Raw genomic sequence first — 13,622 nt, 5'->3', positions numbered from 1 at the left:
AGAGGGGTGAAGTACTCGGTGCCCAGATCCGCGCGCGGCTGTCGCCGTCGATCCGTACGAGGAGGCCGGGCAGGGAGCGTCCGCTGTCCGTCTGGCTGCGATGCGAGCAGATCGCCCTCCACTTCTGATCGAGCCAGGCTGAGACGTCCACGGTGGTGGTCGCGTACGTGTTCGGGACACTCGCAGGGATTTGCCGACCTGCTGCAAGAGTGGCCCCAGGTCGCCTAGTGAGGAGTGGGGATGTGTAGCTGTGTGAAGAGCCGTCGTCTGCCACGGTTTGCCGCTTCGGGACAGAGCTGGGCGACGGCGGCGGCCTCCACGGCGAGGAGGGCCACCTGGTGGGTGCGCCGATGGTCCGGGTGCCCCGTGAGCTGACCGAGTACGTCATGGGTGACGACGACTTCGGGGCGGAACTGCCGGATCTGCGCGACCACTTGGGCGACGGCCTCATCGAGGTCCACGTCGCACCAGCGTGCCCGGGGGCCGAAGCCGCGTTGTGGGCGTCGCGAAATCCGAGCATCTGCGGTGCGCCGGCGCCGAGCGCTTCCAGGGCGTCGGCGAGCTCGGCGGCCCGCGGGCTGTCAGGCGCCCAGGTCGTTGTGACGACCGCCGTACGGGCACCGGCGGCGGCGTGCAGGGCGAACACGCCACCTGCCAGAAGGCTCTCGTCGTCGGGGTGGGCGAACACGCCGAGCAGGGAGGCAGGCCTTGAACCGACAGGCGTGGCACGCCGACGCCTTCGTGACGCTGGTGGACCGACGACTCGGCACCCGACGCGGTCGACTGGGCCGACACGCCGCTCCTGCTCGCTGTTCGTCTTAGCCCCCTTCGCGACGCGCTGTCCCTTGGCCGACCTCTACGCCGAGGTGGGCGAGGTCCGACCGGCAGGAGCTACACGCCGCTTGAACTGCGAGCTCACCAACCCCGACATCAACCTGTCGATCACATCGTTGACTCACAGGCAGAACACCCAGTGACCTGCGAGATGCACGTCTACCGGTGCGCAGAACAGGCCCTTCACCGAGTCCGTGGAATGTTCCCGCTTCGTCCTGCTGGACGAGTGTCCGGGCAACGCCGAAAGCTGGTTCCTCGCCCGCTGCTTCGGCCTTCTTCTCGCCGAGGGAGTGCGCTGGGTCGTCTCGTTCGCCGACCCGGTCCTGCGGCGAACCGCGTCCGGAACCCTGGTCATGCCCGGTCACGTCGGGACGATCTATGCGGCGACGAACGCCCTGTACACCGGCCGCGCGACCGCCCGCACGGTAAAGCTCTTGCCGGACGGCACCGTCTTCCATGACCGGACGGCGCAGAAGATCCGCCGCCAGGAGCAGGGCCACGAGTACGCCGCAGCTCAGCTCATCGCACTCGGTGCACCGAGGCCCCGGCCCGGGTGCGACCCGGCGCGGTGGCTCCGCGAGGCCCTGGCGGCGGTAGGCGCCCGCAACGTCCGCCACCGCGGTGCCCACCGCTGGGTCTTCCGGCTCGGCCGTACCGGCGCGAGCGGGAGGACATCAAGCTCGGCGTCCCCTCGCTCCGGCCCTACCCCAAGCGCCCCGACCCCGAGCACACGGCGGCATGAGCGGCTCACCAACACCGACGCCCGCCTGGCTCGCCTGACCCGTCACACCGCCCAGTCCCTCGCCCCCTGGAGCTCTGTCATGCCTTCGCATCCCGCTACGCCCAGTGCACCCGACCTGACCTCGTACGATCTTCTGGCACCTCAGCTGTCCGGCGGCAAGGACAGCGCGGTCATGACGGCCGTGTTCATGGACGCCGCCCGGGCCGCCGGCGTCGACGACCGGGTGATCTCCTACCACTCCAGCCTGGGAGTGCTGGAGTGGCCGCCGGTCGTCTTCGACGGCGTCCGCTACCCGGGGGTGTCCGAGCTCGCCGCGCTGCAGAGCGCCGCCTTCGGGGTGCCGGCCGACCGGCACGTCGGGGTCACCCGCACGATGCCGGGCCCGGACGGCACACGGATGCCGCACAGTCTGCTCACCGAGATCGCGGCCTACGGGCGGTTCCCCCGCATGGGCAGCCCGTACTGCCGCAAGGCCGCGAAGGAGGGCGTGGTCTCCAGCACCTGGACGCCGATGGTCAGCCGCCTGACCCGCGAGCTCGGCCGGCCGGTACGGATCCTGAAGGTCCTGGGCCTGCGAAGCGACGAGTGAGCCGACCGCATAAAGCGCCCGGCCTTCCGCAGGGTGCAGGCCAACAGCGCGCGGATCGTGGACGAGTGGCTGCCCGTCAAGGACTGGCCGACCGAAGCAGTCAAGGAGTGGCACACCAACGCGCCAGTGCGCTACTGCTGGACCTACGACTCCGTACCCGGCGCCGGTGACTGGCTGGGCAGCTCCCGCTGCTCCTGCTCGCTGTGCGTCTTCGCCTCCCGTCGCGACCTGCTGCTCGCCATCGGGCGGCGGCCGCGGCTGGCCGACCTGTACGCCGAGGTCGAGCAGGCGCGTGGCGACAGCTTCCGCCCGGACTGGCGGATCACCGACCTGATCCGGCACGCCGCACACTGCGAGGCGCCCGAGCCCGGCATCGTCTGCCCGGACGACGGACCGGAGTTCACCGCCCTCCAGGACCAGGTGCGCCAGGCACTCAGGCGCGAACCCCGCAAGGAACCGGAGCTGGCCCGCCGCACAGGCCGTGCGCTGTGCGACGGCTGTGCCCCACCTCACTGATCACGCCCGCCGATCCCTCCTGAAGGGCATACTGCTGCTGATGACGACCACGCAGCGCCTCCTCGACCTGGCCGCGGCCGCCCCGGAGAGCCACGACGCTGACCTGATGCTGCTCCTGCACGAAGCCAGCGAGCTGTACCAGCAGGGTTTCGCCGACCTGCGCGACGCGGTGGCAGCCAGCTTCTCCGGCCTGTCCGACGAGAATCTAATGGCGGCTGCGGCCGCGGCCGGCGTGCCGTGCGATGCGTCCCAGGACCGCGACGAGCTGGTGTTGCTGCTCGCCCTTGCCGAGTGGGAGATGACCCCGGCGGCCCTTGCCTACTCAGAGATGGCCGAGGACGCAGCGCGACGTGGCGTGTGCCTGATCCCGGAGCAATGAAACCTTCCCCACGCCGGAGGGGAAAGGCTGGGCGGCGTACTGGACCCTCAACCCAAACTCCTGCCATTATGTGAGTTGCGAGCCGGGCAGGCCGGCTCGCCTCCGACAGGACGGACGGTTCAGCCATGACCTCGCGCCGTGAGCCTCGCCTGGCCGACGCTGCCGAGATCGCGGCTGAACAGGGCCTGACGCCCGCGCGGATCAGCAGCCTCTACACCGACCGAGCCGAGAACGGATTCCCGGAAGTCGCCGCCATGCGCGGACGCGCCCGCCTGTGGGACCACGCGGAAGTCACCAAGTGGTTCGCCAACCGCCCGCCGGCACGCCTGCGCACGCACACACCGCCCGCCCGTGACCCGCAGGAACTGCTGAACGGGGCAGAGGCCTCGAGGTTTCTGGGCTACAAGAACCCCAACCAGGTCACCACCTTCGTCCGCGACCACCCCGGGTACTTCCCCGACCCGGACGTCGTCGAAGAGATGGGCACCGCCGAAAACCCCTACCGCCGGCAGCTGTGGCGCGTGCAGACCTTGCTGGACTGGATGGCCACTCGGCCCGGCCGCGGACGGCAAACCGGTGTGAAGCGCACCGCCTCCGCACTGCCCGACGTCCCCGTCGACGGTGATCCCCACGAGCTCCTGGGAGCGACTCAGGCCGCGGCACTGCTGGGGTTCAAAAGCATCAACTCCTTCTCCAGCAGTCTGTCCCAGGGCAACCTGCCCCTGCTGGAAACTCCCGATGCCCTCACGGAGAAGGGGGGACGCCGGCGGTGGACACGTCGGCGGATCCTCGAGCAGGCGGCACAGCGCCGAGGGAAGAACCGGCGGTGAGCACATCTTCGCCCACCGCCCCATAGACGCGGCATCCGGTTACGGGATTGTTGGTCCCTTGCGGGCCGGGTGCCGCACGATGGCCGGCATGACGCGGCTCGCCACCGCGTCCCGCAGCAGCTGCGGCTGCTGCGGACCGGCCATCGCCCACCTTCCCCGGCCGGCCCTCGTGAAGGGCGCGTCCGCTCCCTTGCCCCGGCCCGGGCGCCCAGGTCCACGCGGCCGTCTGCCTTGCCGCCCGGGCGTCCCGACCCGTGGTCGGGATCGAACATGCCGACCACCGCACCACGCCTGGTCCGTTACGCGTTCGTGACCGTGGTCGGGGTTCCGTGGTCGGGGTTCTGGTCGGGGGCGAAGGGTCTGCTGAGCGGCGGCGGAGCCGCCCCCAGGCTCGCGCACGTCGGAAGGATCGGTATGACCAGCCTGGTACAGAAAACTGCACCCGCCAGCCTGTCCCCCAGCCCGGCCGAACCCCTGCGTCTGCAGGTGCTGGCCGCCCTGGCCCAGCACCGCATCGCCACCACCAGTCAGCTGCGCTGCATGCTGCGTCCTGAGGGCACACGCCAGCTGATGTCCAGGGTCTTGAACAAGCTGCGTTCCGACGGCTTCGTCGACTACACGGTGCTGCCGGAGGCAAACCGCTCCCGTACCAACGCCTGGTATCTCACACCGGAAGGAGCCCGCCTGACGCGCGATCTGCCCGCCTTGCGGGGCCGGCCTCCCTACCCCATCACCTCGGCAACCGCCGCATCGCTGAAGACCAGCCACACGCTCGCCGTCGTACGCGCTCACCTGGCCTTCGCCGCCGACGCCCGTCGCCTCGGACACGAACACGGCCCGTGGGACTGGACCCCAGAGGTGTCCCACTCCATCGGCGAAGGAGAACGGGTCATGGCCGACGCGGTCATGTACTACACCGTCACCGGCCCCGGCCACCGGCAGAAGCTGCGCGCCTTCATCGAAGTCGACCGCACGACCATGAGCAGCGAACGACTGGCCGTGAAACTGATCGAATACGCCCGGCTGTTCCAGTACGAGGCCCAGCCCGTCGGCCGCCGAAGGACGAACACGGCAGCGCCGGCCTGGCTCCGCTGGTACCCGGTCTTTCCTCGCGTCCTCTTCCTTCTCACCGGCGCCTCCCGCACCAGGCTCGACAACCGGATCAGCGACCTCCAGGCGATGGTCGCCCAGCACCCGCTCGTAGCCCACCTCGCCCGCGAAGTACGCCTCGGAGCGGCCATCCTCGAAGACATCGAGCAGCACGGCCTCTCCCAGGCGGTGTGGGTCCCCCTGACCGGCGGCAAGCCCCGACCGTGGACCGACCTGTGACAACGCCGCTCCCTGCCGACCATACGATCGGTTCCTGGGGCACCGTTGCGAGCACGTGCTCATTGTCCTGCCGACCTCAGCCGCCGAGCGGACCGATCATGGAGCGAAGAGCGGCCGCAGCGGAAGCCGGTCATGTCCTGCACGTACTGATCGACCCGCTCGTACCTGCAGAGGACGCGGCGCTCATTGCCGGCGTTCCGCCGGAGCTGCTCCCCCCTCCTGAGGGTCCCGTTCCCGACAGGCCGCGCTGGGCAGGCCGGCCGCCGAAACGGCGGGAGCGGGGCGATTCGTACAGGTGGTTGTGCTACCAGGACGGCTACCGGGCTGCGGCCCGCCACCGCGGCGGCTATCGCATCGTCAACAAGCCCGTGCTGCCCGTCCGGTTGCAGCCGTACCAGGACAGCCTCGACCGTCTTGTCGCCACCGCAGTCCCCGAGGAGCTGGCTCGCGCCACCGTGCGGGACGAGGTGTGGGCGCTGACACAACTGCTGTGGTCCTGCGCAGAACTGACAGCCAAGGTCTCCGCGCTGGAGGAGCAGGCCGACAGCATCGACGCGAGCGCACCGCCGAACACTCCAGTCCAGGCACTCGACGCGGCGCGGGGCGCGATCGCCGGACGGATTCGCCGTCTGGAGCACTACGTTCAGACCGTGCAGGCGGCGGAGCGGGCCGGGCAGGACGCCGTCGACCGTGAGGAACGACGTGTCGCCCTGCAGCCCTTGCTGCGTGATCAGGCTGCCCAGTACGGCGGTGAAGCCCTCGACCTGCTGGCCCGGGCAAGTGCGGGCTCCCTGGCTCCCAACCTTCCGGCTCCCACGGCCGAAGCCGGACCACCCGGGCCCGCCCAGGATCCCCTGCATGCGATCCGGCGCATGGCCGGCGACCTGGCGGGACGCATCGAGGCGCTGGGGGCCGGCGCACCGGCCGAGCTCGCCGCGGCCGCACAGCACCTCCATGCCTGGCTGGACAACCCGCGCCAGACATAGACCGGCCTGGATGAGTCCGGTGGCCCCAGCCGGGTGGGGTTGGCGTCATGGCCGGGCCTGTCTGCCCCTGCGGCGGTGCGACCCGTGCAGTAGCGGAGAGCGTGGTGGGGACCGGATCACGCGAGCGCGGCATGCAATATATGGCGTCGCGCGGGTGGGTCAATATCTGTGCGCGCGGTTTGAGTTTTCATCGGAGCATGCGGATAGATTCTCTGCCGCAATAAGCAGGGTGGCGTTCTTCGCCGCACAGTGGCTGCTGTGGCGTGCTACTGTCGATGTCAGTTGCAGTTGTGGTTCCCGAGACTTCAAGTGCTCCGGTCGGCTCTGTGCCCCTTGGAAGCGCTTTTGTATCTCCGGTCTTTTTCCGGACGGGGTGATCATCGCGGCGACATGAGGTTCGCACGGTGCGGATCCCGTATGCACTGCCCCAAAGGAGAAATGACATGGCTGTTGGTACCGTGAAGTGGTTTAACGCGGAAAAGGGCTTCGGCTTCATCGAGCAGGACGGTGGCGGCGCTGATGTGTTCGCCCACTACTCGAACATCGCCGCCCAGGGCTTCCGCGAGCTGCTGGAGGGCCAGAAGGTGAGCTTCGACATCGCGCAGGGCCAGAAGGGCCCGACGGCCGAGAACATCGTTCCCGCCTGACGCTGACTGTCACACACTTGTAGCTGGGGCCCGCATCCTTCGGGGTGCGGGCCCCAGCTACATGCGTTTCCCGCAGTGATTTCGCCTGTGGGCGACAACCCGGACATCGTGTGCTTACCGCACACGGATCGTCCTTCGAGGGTGCAGACGCACCCTCACAGCTACAGCGCAGTGGGCGCTTCGAATATCGAGCCCACAGTGCACCCAATCATTCTAGCGTCTGCGCCCGCACGGTTTTTCTGTTGGCCAGTTCGCTTTCAAGGCCCACCGGCCCATTCTTGCGATTCTCCGTGCTGCTCATTGCTTCGGGAATTCCTTGATATGTGCCGCATCGAGGAAGGTTCCGCATGAACCGCACACGCACGAACGACCGCTTCGCCCGCGCCCGTAATGGCAGTGCCGACTCCGGAAAGGGCGGCAGCCGCTTCGGCTCGCCGCCGCCGCGCCGGTCGGCCGGACCCAGCCGCTCAGGCGGTTACGGACGCCGGCCCGCCGCCGTCCAGGGGGAGTTCGCTCCCCCTCGGACGATCACCCCCGCGCTTCCGGCCGTGGAGGGCTTCGCCGATCTCGACATGCCCGGTGAGCTGCTGGCCGCGCTCGGCTCGGCCGGCGTCACCGTACCGTTCCCGATCCAGGCCGCGACCCTGCCGAACTCCCTCGCCGGCCGCGACGTCCTCGGCCGCGGGCGCACCGGTTCCGGAAAGACTCTCGCCTTCGGGCTGGCCCTGCTGGCCCGCACGGCCGGACGGCGGGCCGAGCCTCGGCAGCCGCTGGGGCTGGTCCTCGTACCGACACGTGAGCTGGCGCAGCAGGTCACCGACGCGCTCACCCCGTACGCCCGCTCTGTGAAGCTGCGGCTGGCCACCGTCGTGGGCGGGATGTCGATCGGCAGGCAGGCGTCGGCGCTGCGCGGTGGCGCCGAGGTCGTCGTCGCCACCCCGGGGCGTCTCAAGGACCTCATCGACCGCGGCGACTGCCGGCTGAACCAGGTCTCCATCACCGTCCTCGACGAGGCCGACCAGATGGCCGACATGGGCTTCATGCCGCAGGTCACCGCCCTGCTCGACCAGGTCCGCCGTGAAGGCCAGCGCATGCTGTTCTCCGCCACCCTCGACCGCAACGTCGACCTGCTCGTACGCCGCTACCTGACCGATCCCGTCGTGCACTCCGTCGACCCCTCGGCCGGCGCCGTTACGACGATGGAGCACCACGTACTCCACGTCCACGCCGCCGACAAACACACGGCGACCACCGAGATCGCCGCACGCGACGGCCGCGTCATCATGTTCCTCGACACCAAGCACGCCGTCGACAGGCTGACCCAGGACCTGCTCAACAGCGGGGTACGGGCCGCCGCCCTGCACGGCGGCAAGTCCCAGCCGCAGCGCACCCGCACCCTGGCGCAGTTCAAGAGCGGACACGTCACCGTGCTGGTGGCGACCAACGTCGCGGCGCGCGGTATCCACGTCGACCACCTCGACCTCGTCGTCAACGTCGATCCGCCGACCGACCACAAGGACTACCTCCACCGGGGCGGGCGCACGGCCCGCGCCGGCGAGTCCGGCAGCGTCGTCACGCTCGTCACCCCGAGCCAGCGCCGCGGCATGGTCCGCCTCATGTCGGACGCCGGGATCCGGCCGCAGACCACCCAGGTCCGCTCGGGCGGCGAGGCCCTCAGCCGGATCACCGGAGCCCAGGCCCCGACCGGCATCCCGGTCGTCATCACCGCCCCGGTGACCGAACGCCCCAAGAAGCGCGGCGCCACCTCACGCGGCCGGCGCCGCCCCGCCTCGGCGACCCGGCGTACCCCCGCGCTCAAGTCCACGGCGGGCGCGGCCGCGTAGAACCGTCCTGATCAGGAACCCCGCCCGTCTGCGCAGGAGGCACCCCTTGACGACGCTAGGACAGTTGCACGATCGCCCGGTAGGCGCTCGCCCATTGCACGGCACGGTGGCCGACGTCATGGACGCCGCCGGGCCGCAGGTCTGGTACGACATGACCGTCGAGGTGGCGCTGTCTGTGATGGCCGCTGCCCGTGCCGAGCATCTGGTCGTTTGCGACGAAGATGCCCGGTGCGTCGGCCTGGTCACCCAGGCCCGGCTCACCGCCGTCCGGGACAGCTCCCGATACACCGACCGGCTCCGCCTCGGTGACATCACCGACGACAGCAAGCCCTTCGTCCTACCGTTGGCCACGAGGGAAGAAGCCGAGGACGCGGTGCCCTTCGGACGGCTCGGGCTGGTGCCCGTGGTCGACGAACACGGCAGCGTCCTGGGCGTCCTCGCTCTCTCCCGCTGAACCGCCGGACGGCGGCCAGCCCCGTATCCTCTCCTGCCTGTGAGGCATCATGCGCTGTGTCATTGCCCGCTTCCCGTTCGACCTGACCAAGAGCGGCGTGCTGGAATCGATGAAGGGCGTCAAACCCGAACCGGTCACCGGCGAGTCCGTGATCATCGGACGACGCCACTACCCCGCCAAGCAGGTCGGCCAGGTCATCACCCGCCAGGACCGCCGCGACTTCAGCGCCGGCGAAGTCCTAAAGGCCATGGCCCAGCTGGGCTTCACCTGCCGCACCCTTCCCGAGGCCGCCCCCGCGCGCAGCGACAGTCCGTTGCAGCGGGCTTCCGCGATGCTCGGCGCCCCCCACCTGTCCGTCTGACCGACGCGACAGGCGCGCGCCGACACCAAAACAGCGGCCGTGACGCCGTAGTGCATCCTGCTGCTGCGGTCAGCAGACGGCGAGGGAGATGGCGATGTAGTGCGCGGTGAAGGCTGCCACGGTCAGAACGTGGAATACCTCGTGGAAGCCGAACCAGCGGGGCGAGGGGTTGGGGCGCTGGACCGCGTACACCACCGCTCCCGCACTGTAGAGAAGACCGCCGGCCACGATCAGGGTGACTACAGCCGCTCCGCCGGTGTGCAGGAAGTCGGGCAGGTAACGCACCGGTGCCCATCCCAGGGCCAGGTAGCAGGGGGTGTACAGCCAGCGGGGAGCGTTGACCCACAGGACCCGGAAGGTGATGCCGACCAGCGCCCCCGTCCACACGATCCACAGCAGCAGGGCCTGGCGGTCAGCGGGGAGGAGCACGGCCAGAGGCGTGCAGGTTCCCGCGGTGATCAGAAAGATGTTGGCGTGGTCGAGACGCCGCAGAATCGCCTCGCCCAGCCTCCCCCAGGTGCCCAGATGATAGACGGCGCTCGTTCCGAACAGCAGCCAGGCAGTCGCGGCGTACACGGCGCAGGCCCAGGTCGCCGGCGTTCGGGCCAGGCAGATCAGGATGATGCCGGCACTCAACGAGGCCGGGACCATAGCGGCGTGGAGCCAGCCACGCAGCTTCGGCTTGACCGGCTCGACCAGGTCCGCCGCCCACCCGGCCAGGTCGGCAACAGGACGAGAGTTCTCCCCAACACCGCCACGGCGTGATCCGCCGGAGAGACCGGCTACAGCCTCCCCCGCCCCAACTCTCCGTGCTGTCTCGCTCCTATGGGCATCATCGAAAACCATCCGATCATGCTAAAAGCATGCCCGAAACAACCGCCCCGAAGGCCGAGCCCCACCACCGCCAGACCGGCATCGCCAGGCGGGGTCAGTACTGCCTCAAGGAAGCGCCGGTGCCGGCGGCCTGCCGCCGCTGGGACAGTGAAAGCCGTGCAGGTCGGCCGGCCGACGAGGTCTCCTCGGCCGCCTTCGGCGAGCCAGTCCTTCACCACCTGCTCTTCACCCGGCAACGCACGCCGGGCAAGAGGCGGGCGACTCCTCCCTCGGCGTTCTCGTGGACAGCCAGCAGCCGCGCCAGGCGGCGGAACGCGGCGCGGCCTCTTCACCCTGCGTGGCCCCGGCCTCGTCGCAGAGACCGCCACGGCGCCTCCGCCCCAGGCGATTGACGCGTATAGGTGGCGCCATGCACCGGTGCGGGGTTCGTACGGCTGGTTCCGTTCCATGGCCGACGGCTCAGAAATGCGTGTGAGGACGGTACGGGTTGCCTGCGTTCGTGCAGGTCAGCCTTCCGGCATCTCGGCCCACACACGGGCGGCCATTGCCTCGGCCTCGTCCTGCGGTGTTCCCGCCCGCACCAAGATGATCCCGCGAGACTGGTCCGGGAACGTGACCTCCCGCATTGCCGTACCCAACGGGCCCGTCGGATCGTCCGACATGGCGCCTCCCTTCGGCGGCTGCCGCCCACGCTAAAGGGATGTCGCCCGGAAGACGAGGACCCTCGCCCAGACGGGGGACAGCCCTGGGTCGCGGACAGCACGGGATCACCTGCGATCTGACGGACGCCTGCAGCACGGTTTCGGAAAGGAGGTCCCGCTAGCCTTTCTGTCCATGGAACTCACCATGGACAGTGCTTAACCCCTGGCGTTGGCCGTACAGTCGGCCCACATCCGAGGAAGTTTGTCGCCTTCATATCGCCACACGGGCGACGGCACAGGGCGAGACGGTGGTGCCGCAGGGGCGGGTGCGGCGAGCCAGTCGTAGGTGGCGCTCCAGGCGGCTTGCGTCCGCACCAGAGTGCCGGGGACATCGATCACGTTCATACCGGCACACATGAGATCGCTCGTTCGCAGCATGTGCCGCCTTGGACACGCCGCGCGTGTAGCTGTGGTCGGGGTCGCGCGGCGCCGTGGTCGGCCTCATGGTCGGGCTTGAGTTAGCCCGGACTGCGACAGTCCAGCCCGTTCCTGAGCGCCACAGGCCGGTGGTCTCCCGGGTCGCTCCTCGCGGGCGGAACGGTACAACTGCGCCAGTACACCCCCGACGTCGAGTGCCTACGGGGGGCAGCCCGGATCAGGTGGACGACACGCTGGCGGAACCCGGGCGGGTGGCGGAAGCCGGTATCGATGTCCCCCGGTGACACCTCCGCCGCCGGCACTGGCATCGCCCCGTCCCGACCTCTCCCCCACCGACGTTTCCCACCTGACAACGCGCCGCACTCGAGTGATTTATGCAACCGTGACACGAGGGTTGCATGTAGGCGGGGTTTCAGGGCAGTTGGGCGTCCACAAGCCGGATTGCTCAGGACGAGGGGGGCGGTATGGGGCCAGTGGTGCACGAAGACGCGGATCAGTCGCTGGCCGGCCGCCCTCTGCTGTCCGCGGTCGCTCTGGAGGGCGGAGAGCGGATCGGTCAGGCCCGGGATGTGACCCGCCGTTTCATGGCCCGGACACAGGCCGTGCACGGGATCCCGGTGTCGGAGCGCGCGATGGGCCTGGCGGAGCTGGTGGTCAGTGAACTGGTGACCAACGCATACAAGTTCGCGCCTGGACCGTGCCTGCTGGATCTGGAGATCAGCGACGGTGCCGTGGAGATCAGTGTCTGGGACAGCGACCCGGGCCTGCCGGTGCCGCAGGCGACCGACCCGGACCGGGTCGGCAAGCACGGCCTGGAGATCGTGATGGCCGTGTGCCGCACCTTCGAGATCCGCCGCGAGCCGGTGGGCAAGCGCGTCAAAACCGCCATCGTGCTGGCCGACGATCCCGGCGGGCACCCGGCAGGGCGACTGCTGTGACGGTGACCGACCCGGTTGTCGGACTGCCTCCACGTCTCCCCAGTGCCGTGATTCCGCGGCCCAGGCCCGGCGGCCCCGCCGGCCGACACCCAACCGCACTCGAGCGCGTTCCGGTCCAGCGGCCTCAGCCCTCCCCTCCCGTCCGGCCGCACGCCGGCGTCACACGGACGCGGCCGTAACCCTTCGCATGGATGGTTGGCGCAGTCCTCGCAGAGCCGCTCTCGGCCCAAGTGCTGGTTCCCCTACTCCCGTGCGCACCCGGCAGCAGTCGGGCCACCTCATACCGAAGTGCACCCATGCGGGTGAGCCTGCTCAGGGCGCGGTGGGGCAGGCGCCTTCGATGGGTTTCCTCGGAACAAGTGAACGCCTCATGGAGCAGTGGACAACGCGTATGTGGCGCTGCATGCTGCCGGTCAGGCAAGAGCAGGGCGAAGCGTTGACCACGCTTTTACGGCAGTGCGACGCCAACACCCTGATCGTCGGCCGGCGACGCGTCGTGGCTCCCAACGACTTCGTCATCGAACTGCTCCCGGAGATCCACCGGCTGATCGCGGCCAGCCCTCTGCCCGTGGCACCGGCCCTCGCCGGCCAGGTGCGCCGCCACGCCGCCGAACACGGATACACCTTCGCCGGCCCTGTCGCCATCGACCTGCGCCCCGCGCCCGACGACACTGCCGTCCGGTTCCGCGTCCACAGCCGCATCGCTCCGGCAAGAAGACGGGAGTCCTAGGTGTTGCGGGTCATGACGTTGTTGACGCCGACTGTCATCGGATCTCGTTGTCGGGATGCTGCGCGTCGTAAGCCTGGCGGGCATGGGCGATGGTGTCTCGGTGCTCGAGTGACCAGTCGGCCAGTGCCTTGACGAGGTGGGTCAGGCTTGCGCCGGTCTCGGTGAGTCGGTAGTCGACCTGGGCAGGCACGGTTGGGTGGACGGTCCGAAGTACCAGCCCGTCGCGTTCCAGCCGGCGCACGGTCAGCGTCAGCATCCGCTGGGAGATTCCATCGATGGCGCGCTGAAGTTGCCGGAAGCGCCGCGCCCCGTTCGCAAGCTCGACGATCACGAGGACCGACCACTTGTCGCCCACGCGGTCGAGAACGTCGCGGATCCCGCAGTCGGGGTGGTCCGGCTGCCCGCACGGTTCCAGCTCTGCGGGGCCAGCGGTTACATCGGTGTGCGTCACTGACATGAAACTGCCTCCTTGTGGGCCGACCGCGGCCGGTTCAGGATCGCCGTAGTTACTGAAGAGAACCACGGCAGGA

16 protein-coding genes and 1 pseudogene are annotated in these 13,622 nt (G+C 69.4%); 12 read left to right on the top strand and 5 right to left on the bottom strand.

The features are described from left to right. Positions 1-224: 224 nt before the first annotated feature. Together ACH499_RS30290 and ACH499_RS30285 are read right to left on the bottom strand one after the other, a co-directional pair. Complete coding sequence (locus ACH499_RS30290; RefSeq protein ID WP_399019813.1) at positions 225-461, bottom strand: PIG-L deacetylase family protein; 237 nt, start codon at positions 459-461, stop codon at positions 225-227. Between the two features lie 92 nt (positions 462-553). Beyond that, positions 554-646 (bottom strand): annotated as a pseudogene (locus ACH499_RS30285) (hypothetical protein); the annotation flags it as partial. Between the two features lie 382 nt (positions 647-1,028). Between ACH499_RS30285 and ACH499_RS30280 the strand changes: the two are divergent. The 10 genes from ACH499_RS30280 to ACH499_RS30235 all read left to right on the top strand — a co-directional run bounded on the left by ACH499_RS30280 (position 1,029) and on the right by ACH499_RS30235 (position 9,511). Further along, positions 1,029-2,165 (top strand): hypothetical protein, encoded by a 1,137-nt coding sequence (locus ACH499_RS30280; protein WP_399019811.1) that lies wholly within the window; start codon positions 1,029-1,031, stop codon positions 2,163-2,165. A 33-nt stretch (positions 2,166-2,198) separates the two neighbouring features. Continuing rightward, positions 2,199-2,681, top strand: a complete 483-nt coding sequence (locus ACH499_RS30275) for a hypothetical protein (RefSeq protein ID WP_399019809.1) — start codon at positions 2,199-2,201, stop codon at positions 2,679-2,681. Positions 2,682-2,721: 40 nt separating this feature from the next. Then, positions 2,722-3,060, top strand: coding sequence for a hypothetical protein (locus ACH499_RS30270; RefSeq protein ID WP_399019807.1), 339 nt, complete (start codon positions 2,722-2,724; stop codon positions 3,058-3,060). 125 nt (positions 3,061-3,185) lie between these two features. Beyond that, on the top strand, positions 3,186-3,890 hold the full coding sequence (locus tag ACH499_RS30265) for a hypothetical protein (protein ID WP_399019805.1): 705 nt from the start codon (positions 3,186-3,188) through the stop codon (positions 3,888-3,890). A 414-nt stretch (positions 3,891-4,304) separates the two neighbouring features. Next, a complete protein-coding gene (locus ACH499_RS30260) occupies positions 4,305-5,219 on the top strand; it encodes a replication-relaxation family protein (RefSeq protein ID WP_399019803.1) in 915 nt (304 codons plus the stop codon). Positions 5,220-5,518: 299 nt separating this feature from the next. Further along, positions 5,519-6,205: a hypothetical protein gene (locus ACH499_RS30255; RefSeq protein WP_399019801.1), complete on the top strand. Its 687-nt coding sequence runs from the start codon at positions 5,519-5,521 to the stop codon at positions 6,203-6,205. A gap of 443 nt (positions 6,206-6,648) precedes the next feature. Further along, entirely contained in the window at positions 6,649-6,852 is a 204-nt protein-coding gene (locus tag ACH499_RS30250; protein WP_399019799.1) for a cold-shock protein, read from the top strand. Between the two features lie 347 nt (positions 6,853-7,199). Continuing rightward, positions 7,200-8,696 (top strand): DEAD/DEAH box helicase, encoded by a 1,497-nt coding sequence (locus ACH499_RS30245; protein ID WP_399019797.1) that lies wholly within the window; start codon positions 7,200-7,202, stop codon positions 8,694-8,696. Positions 8,697-8,802: 106 nt separating this feature from the next. After that, positions 8,803-9,150 (top strand): CBS domain-containing protein, encoded by a 348-nt coding sequence (locus tag ACH499_RS30240; protein ID WP_399019795.1) that lies wholly within the window; start codon positions 8,803-8,805, stop codon positions 9,148-9,150. Positions 9,151-9,199: 49 nt separating this feature from the next. Then, entirely contained in the window at positions 9,200-9,511 is a 312-nt protein-coding gene (locus tag ACH499_RS30235; protein ID WP_399019793.1) for an SCO5918 family protein, read from the top strand. A 69-nt stretch (positions 9,512-9,580) separates the two neighbouring features. Here ACH499_RS30235 and ACH499_RS30230 read toward each other — a convergent pair whose 3' ends face one another. Further along, the gene (locus ACH499_RS30230) at positions 9,581-10,357 is read right to left on the bottom strand and encodes a hemolysin III family protein (RefSeq protein ID WP_399019791.1); all 777 of its coding nucleotides are present in this window, start codon (positions 10,355-10,357) and stop codon (positions 9,581-9,583) included. 494 nt (positions 10,358-10,851) lie between these two features. Beyond that, positions 10,852-11,007, bottom strand: coding sequence for a hypothetical protein (locus ACH499_RS30225; protein WP_171987478.1), 156 nt, complete (start codon positions 11,005-11,007; stop codon positions 10,852-10,854). A gap of 893 nt (positions 11,008-11,900) precedes the next feature. Between ACH499_RS30225 and ACH499_RS30220 the strand changes: the two genes are divergently transcribed. Together ACH499_RS30220 and ACH499_RS30215 are read left to right on the top strand one after the other, a co-directional pair. Continuing rightward, positions 11,901-12,362: an ATP-binding protein gene (locus ACH499_RS30220; protein ID WP_399019789.1), complete on the top strand. Its 462-nt coding sequence runs from the start codon at positions 11,901-11,903 to the stop codon at positions 12,360-12,362. Between the two features lie 370 nt (positions 12,363-12,732). Next, positions 12,733-13,092, top strand: coding sequence for an FhaA domain-containing protein (locus ACH499_RS30215; RefSeq protein ID WP_399019787.1), 360 nt, complete (start codon positions 12,733-12,735; stop codon positions 13,090-13,092). 34 nt (positions 13,093-13,126) lie between these two features. Here the strand turns inward: ACH499_RS30215 and ACH499_RS30210 are convergent, their stop codons facing one another. Then, positions 13,127-13,549, bottom strand: a complete 423-nt coding sequence (locus tag ACH499_RS30210; RefSeq protein WP_399019886.1) for a winged helix-turn-helix transcriptional regulator — start codon at positions 13,547-13,549, stop codon at positions 13,127-13,129. Positions 13,550-13,622: the final 73 nt, after the last annotated feature.

It is taken from the genome of Streptomyces sp. NPDC018947 (genome assembly GCF_044390505.1).
GTDB lineage: Bacteria > Actinomycetota > Actinomycetes > Streptomycetales > Streptomycetaceae > Streptomyces.
Note: the sequence above shows the minus strand (reverse complement) of the source record. Positions and strands in the feature narration are given on the sequence as shown.

Excerpts from the sequence above, each read along its gene's own strand:
- ACH499_RS30270 (WP_399019807.1), top strand. The coding sequence starts at position 2,722 with ATGACGACCACGCAGCGCCTCCTCGACCTGGCCGCGGCCGCCCCGGAG.
- ACH499_RS30265 (WP_399019805.1), top strand. The coding sequence starts at position 3,186 with ATGACCTCGCGCCGTGAGCCTCGCCTGGCCGACGCTGCCGAGATCGCG.
- ACH499_RS30260 (WP_399019803.1), top strand. The coding sequence starts at position 4,305 with ATGACCAGCCTGGTACAGAAAACTGCACCCGCCAGCCTGTCCCCCAGC.
- ACH499_RS30250 (WP_399019799.1), top strand. The coding sequence starts at position 6,649 with ATGGCTGTTGGTACCGTGAAGTGGTTTAACGCGGAAAAGGGCTTCGGC.
- ACH499_RS30245 (WP_399019797.1), top strand. The coding sequence starts at position 7,200 with ATGAACCGCACACGCACGAACGACCGCTTCGCCCGCGCCCGTAATGGC.
- ACH499_RS30235 (WP_399019793.1), top strand. The coding sequence starts at position 9,200 with ATGCGCTGTGTCATTGCCCGCTTCCCGTTCGACCTGACCAAGAGCGGC.
- ACH499_RS30230 (WP_399019791.1), bottom strand. The coding sequence starts at position 10,357 with ATGGTTTTCGATGATGCCCATAGGAGCGAGACAGCACGGAGAGTTGGG.
- ACH499_RS30225 (WP_171987478.1), bottom strand. The coding sequence starts at position 11,007 with ATGTCGGACGATCCGACGGGCCCGTTGGGTACGGCAATGCGGGAGGTC.
- ACH499_RS30215 (WP_399019787.1), top strand. The coding sequence starts at position 12,733 with ATGGAGCAGTGGACAACGCGTATGTGGCGCTGCATGCTGCCGGTCAGG.
- ACH499_RS30210 (WP_399019886.1), bottom strand. The coding sequence starts at position 13,549 with ATGTCAGTGACGCACACCGATGTAACCGCTGGCCCCGCAGAGCTGGAA.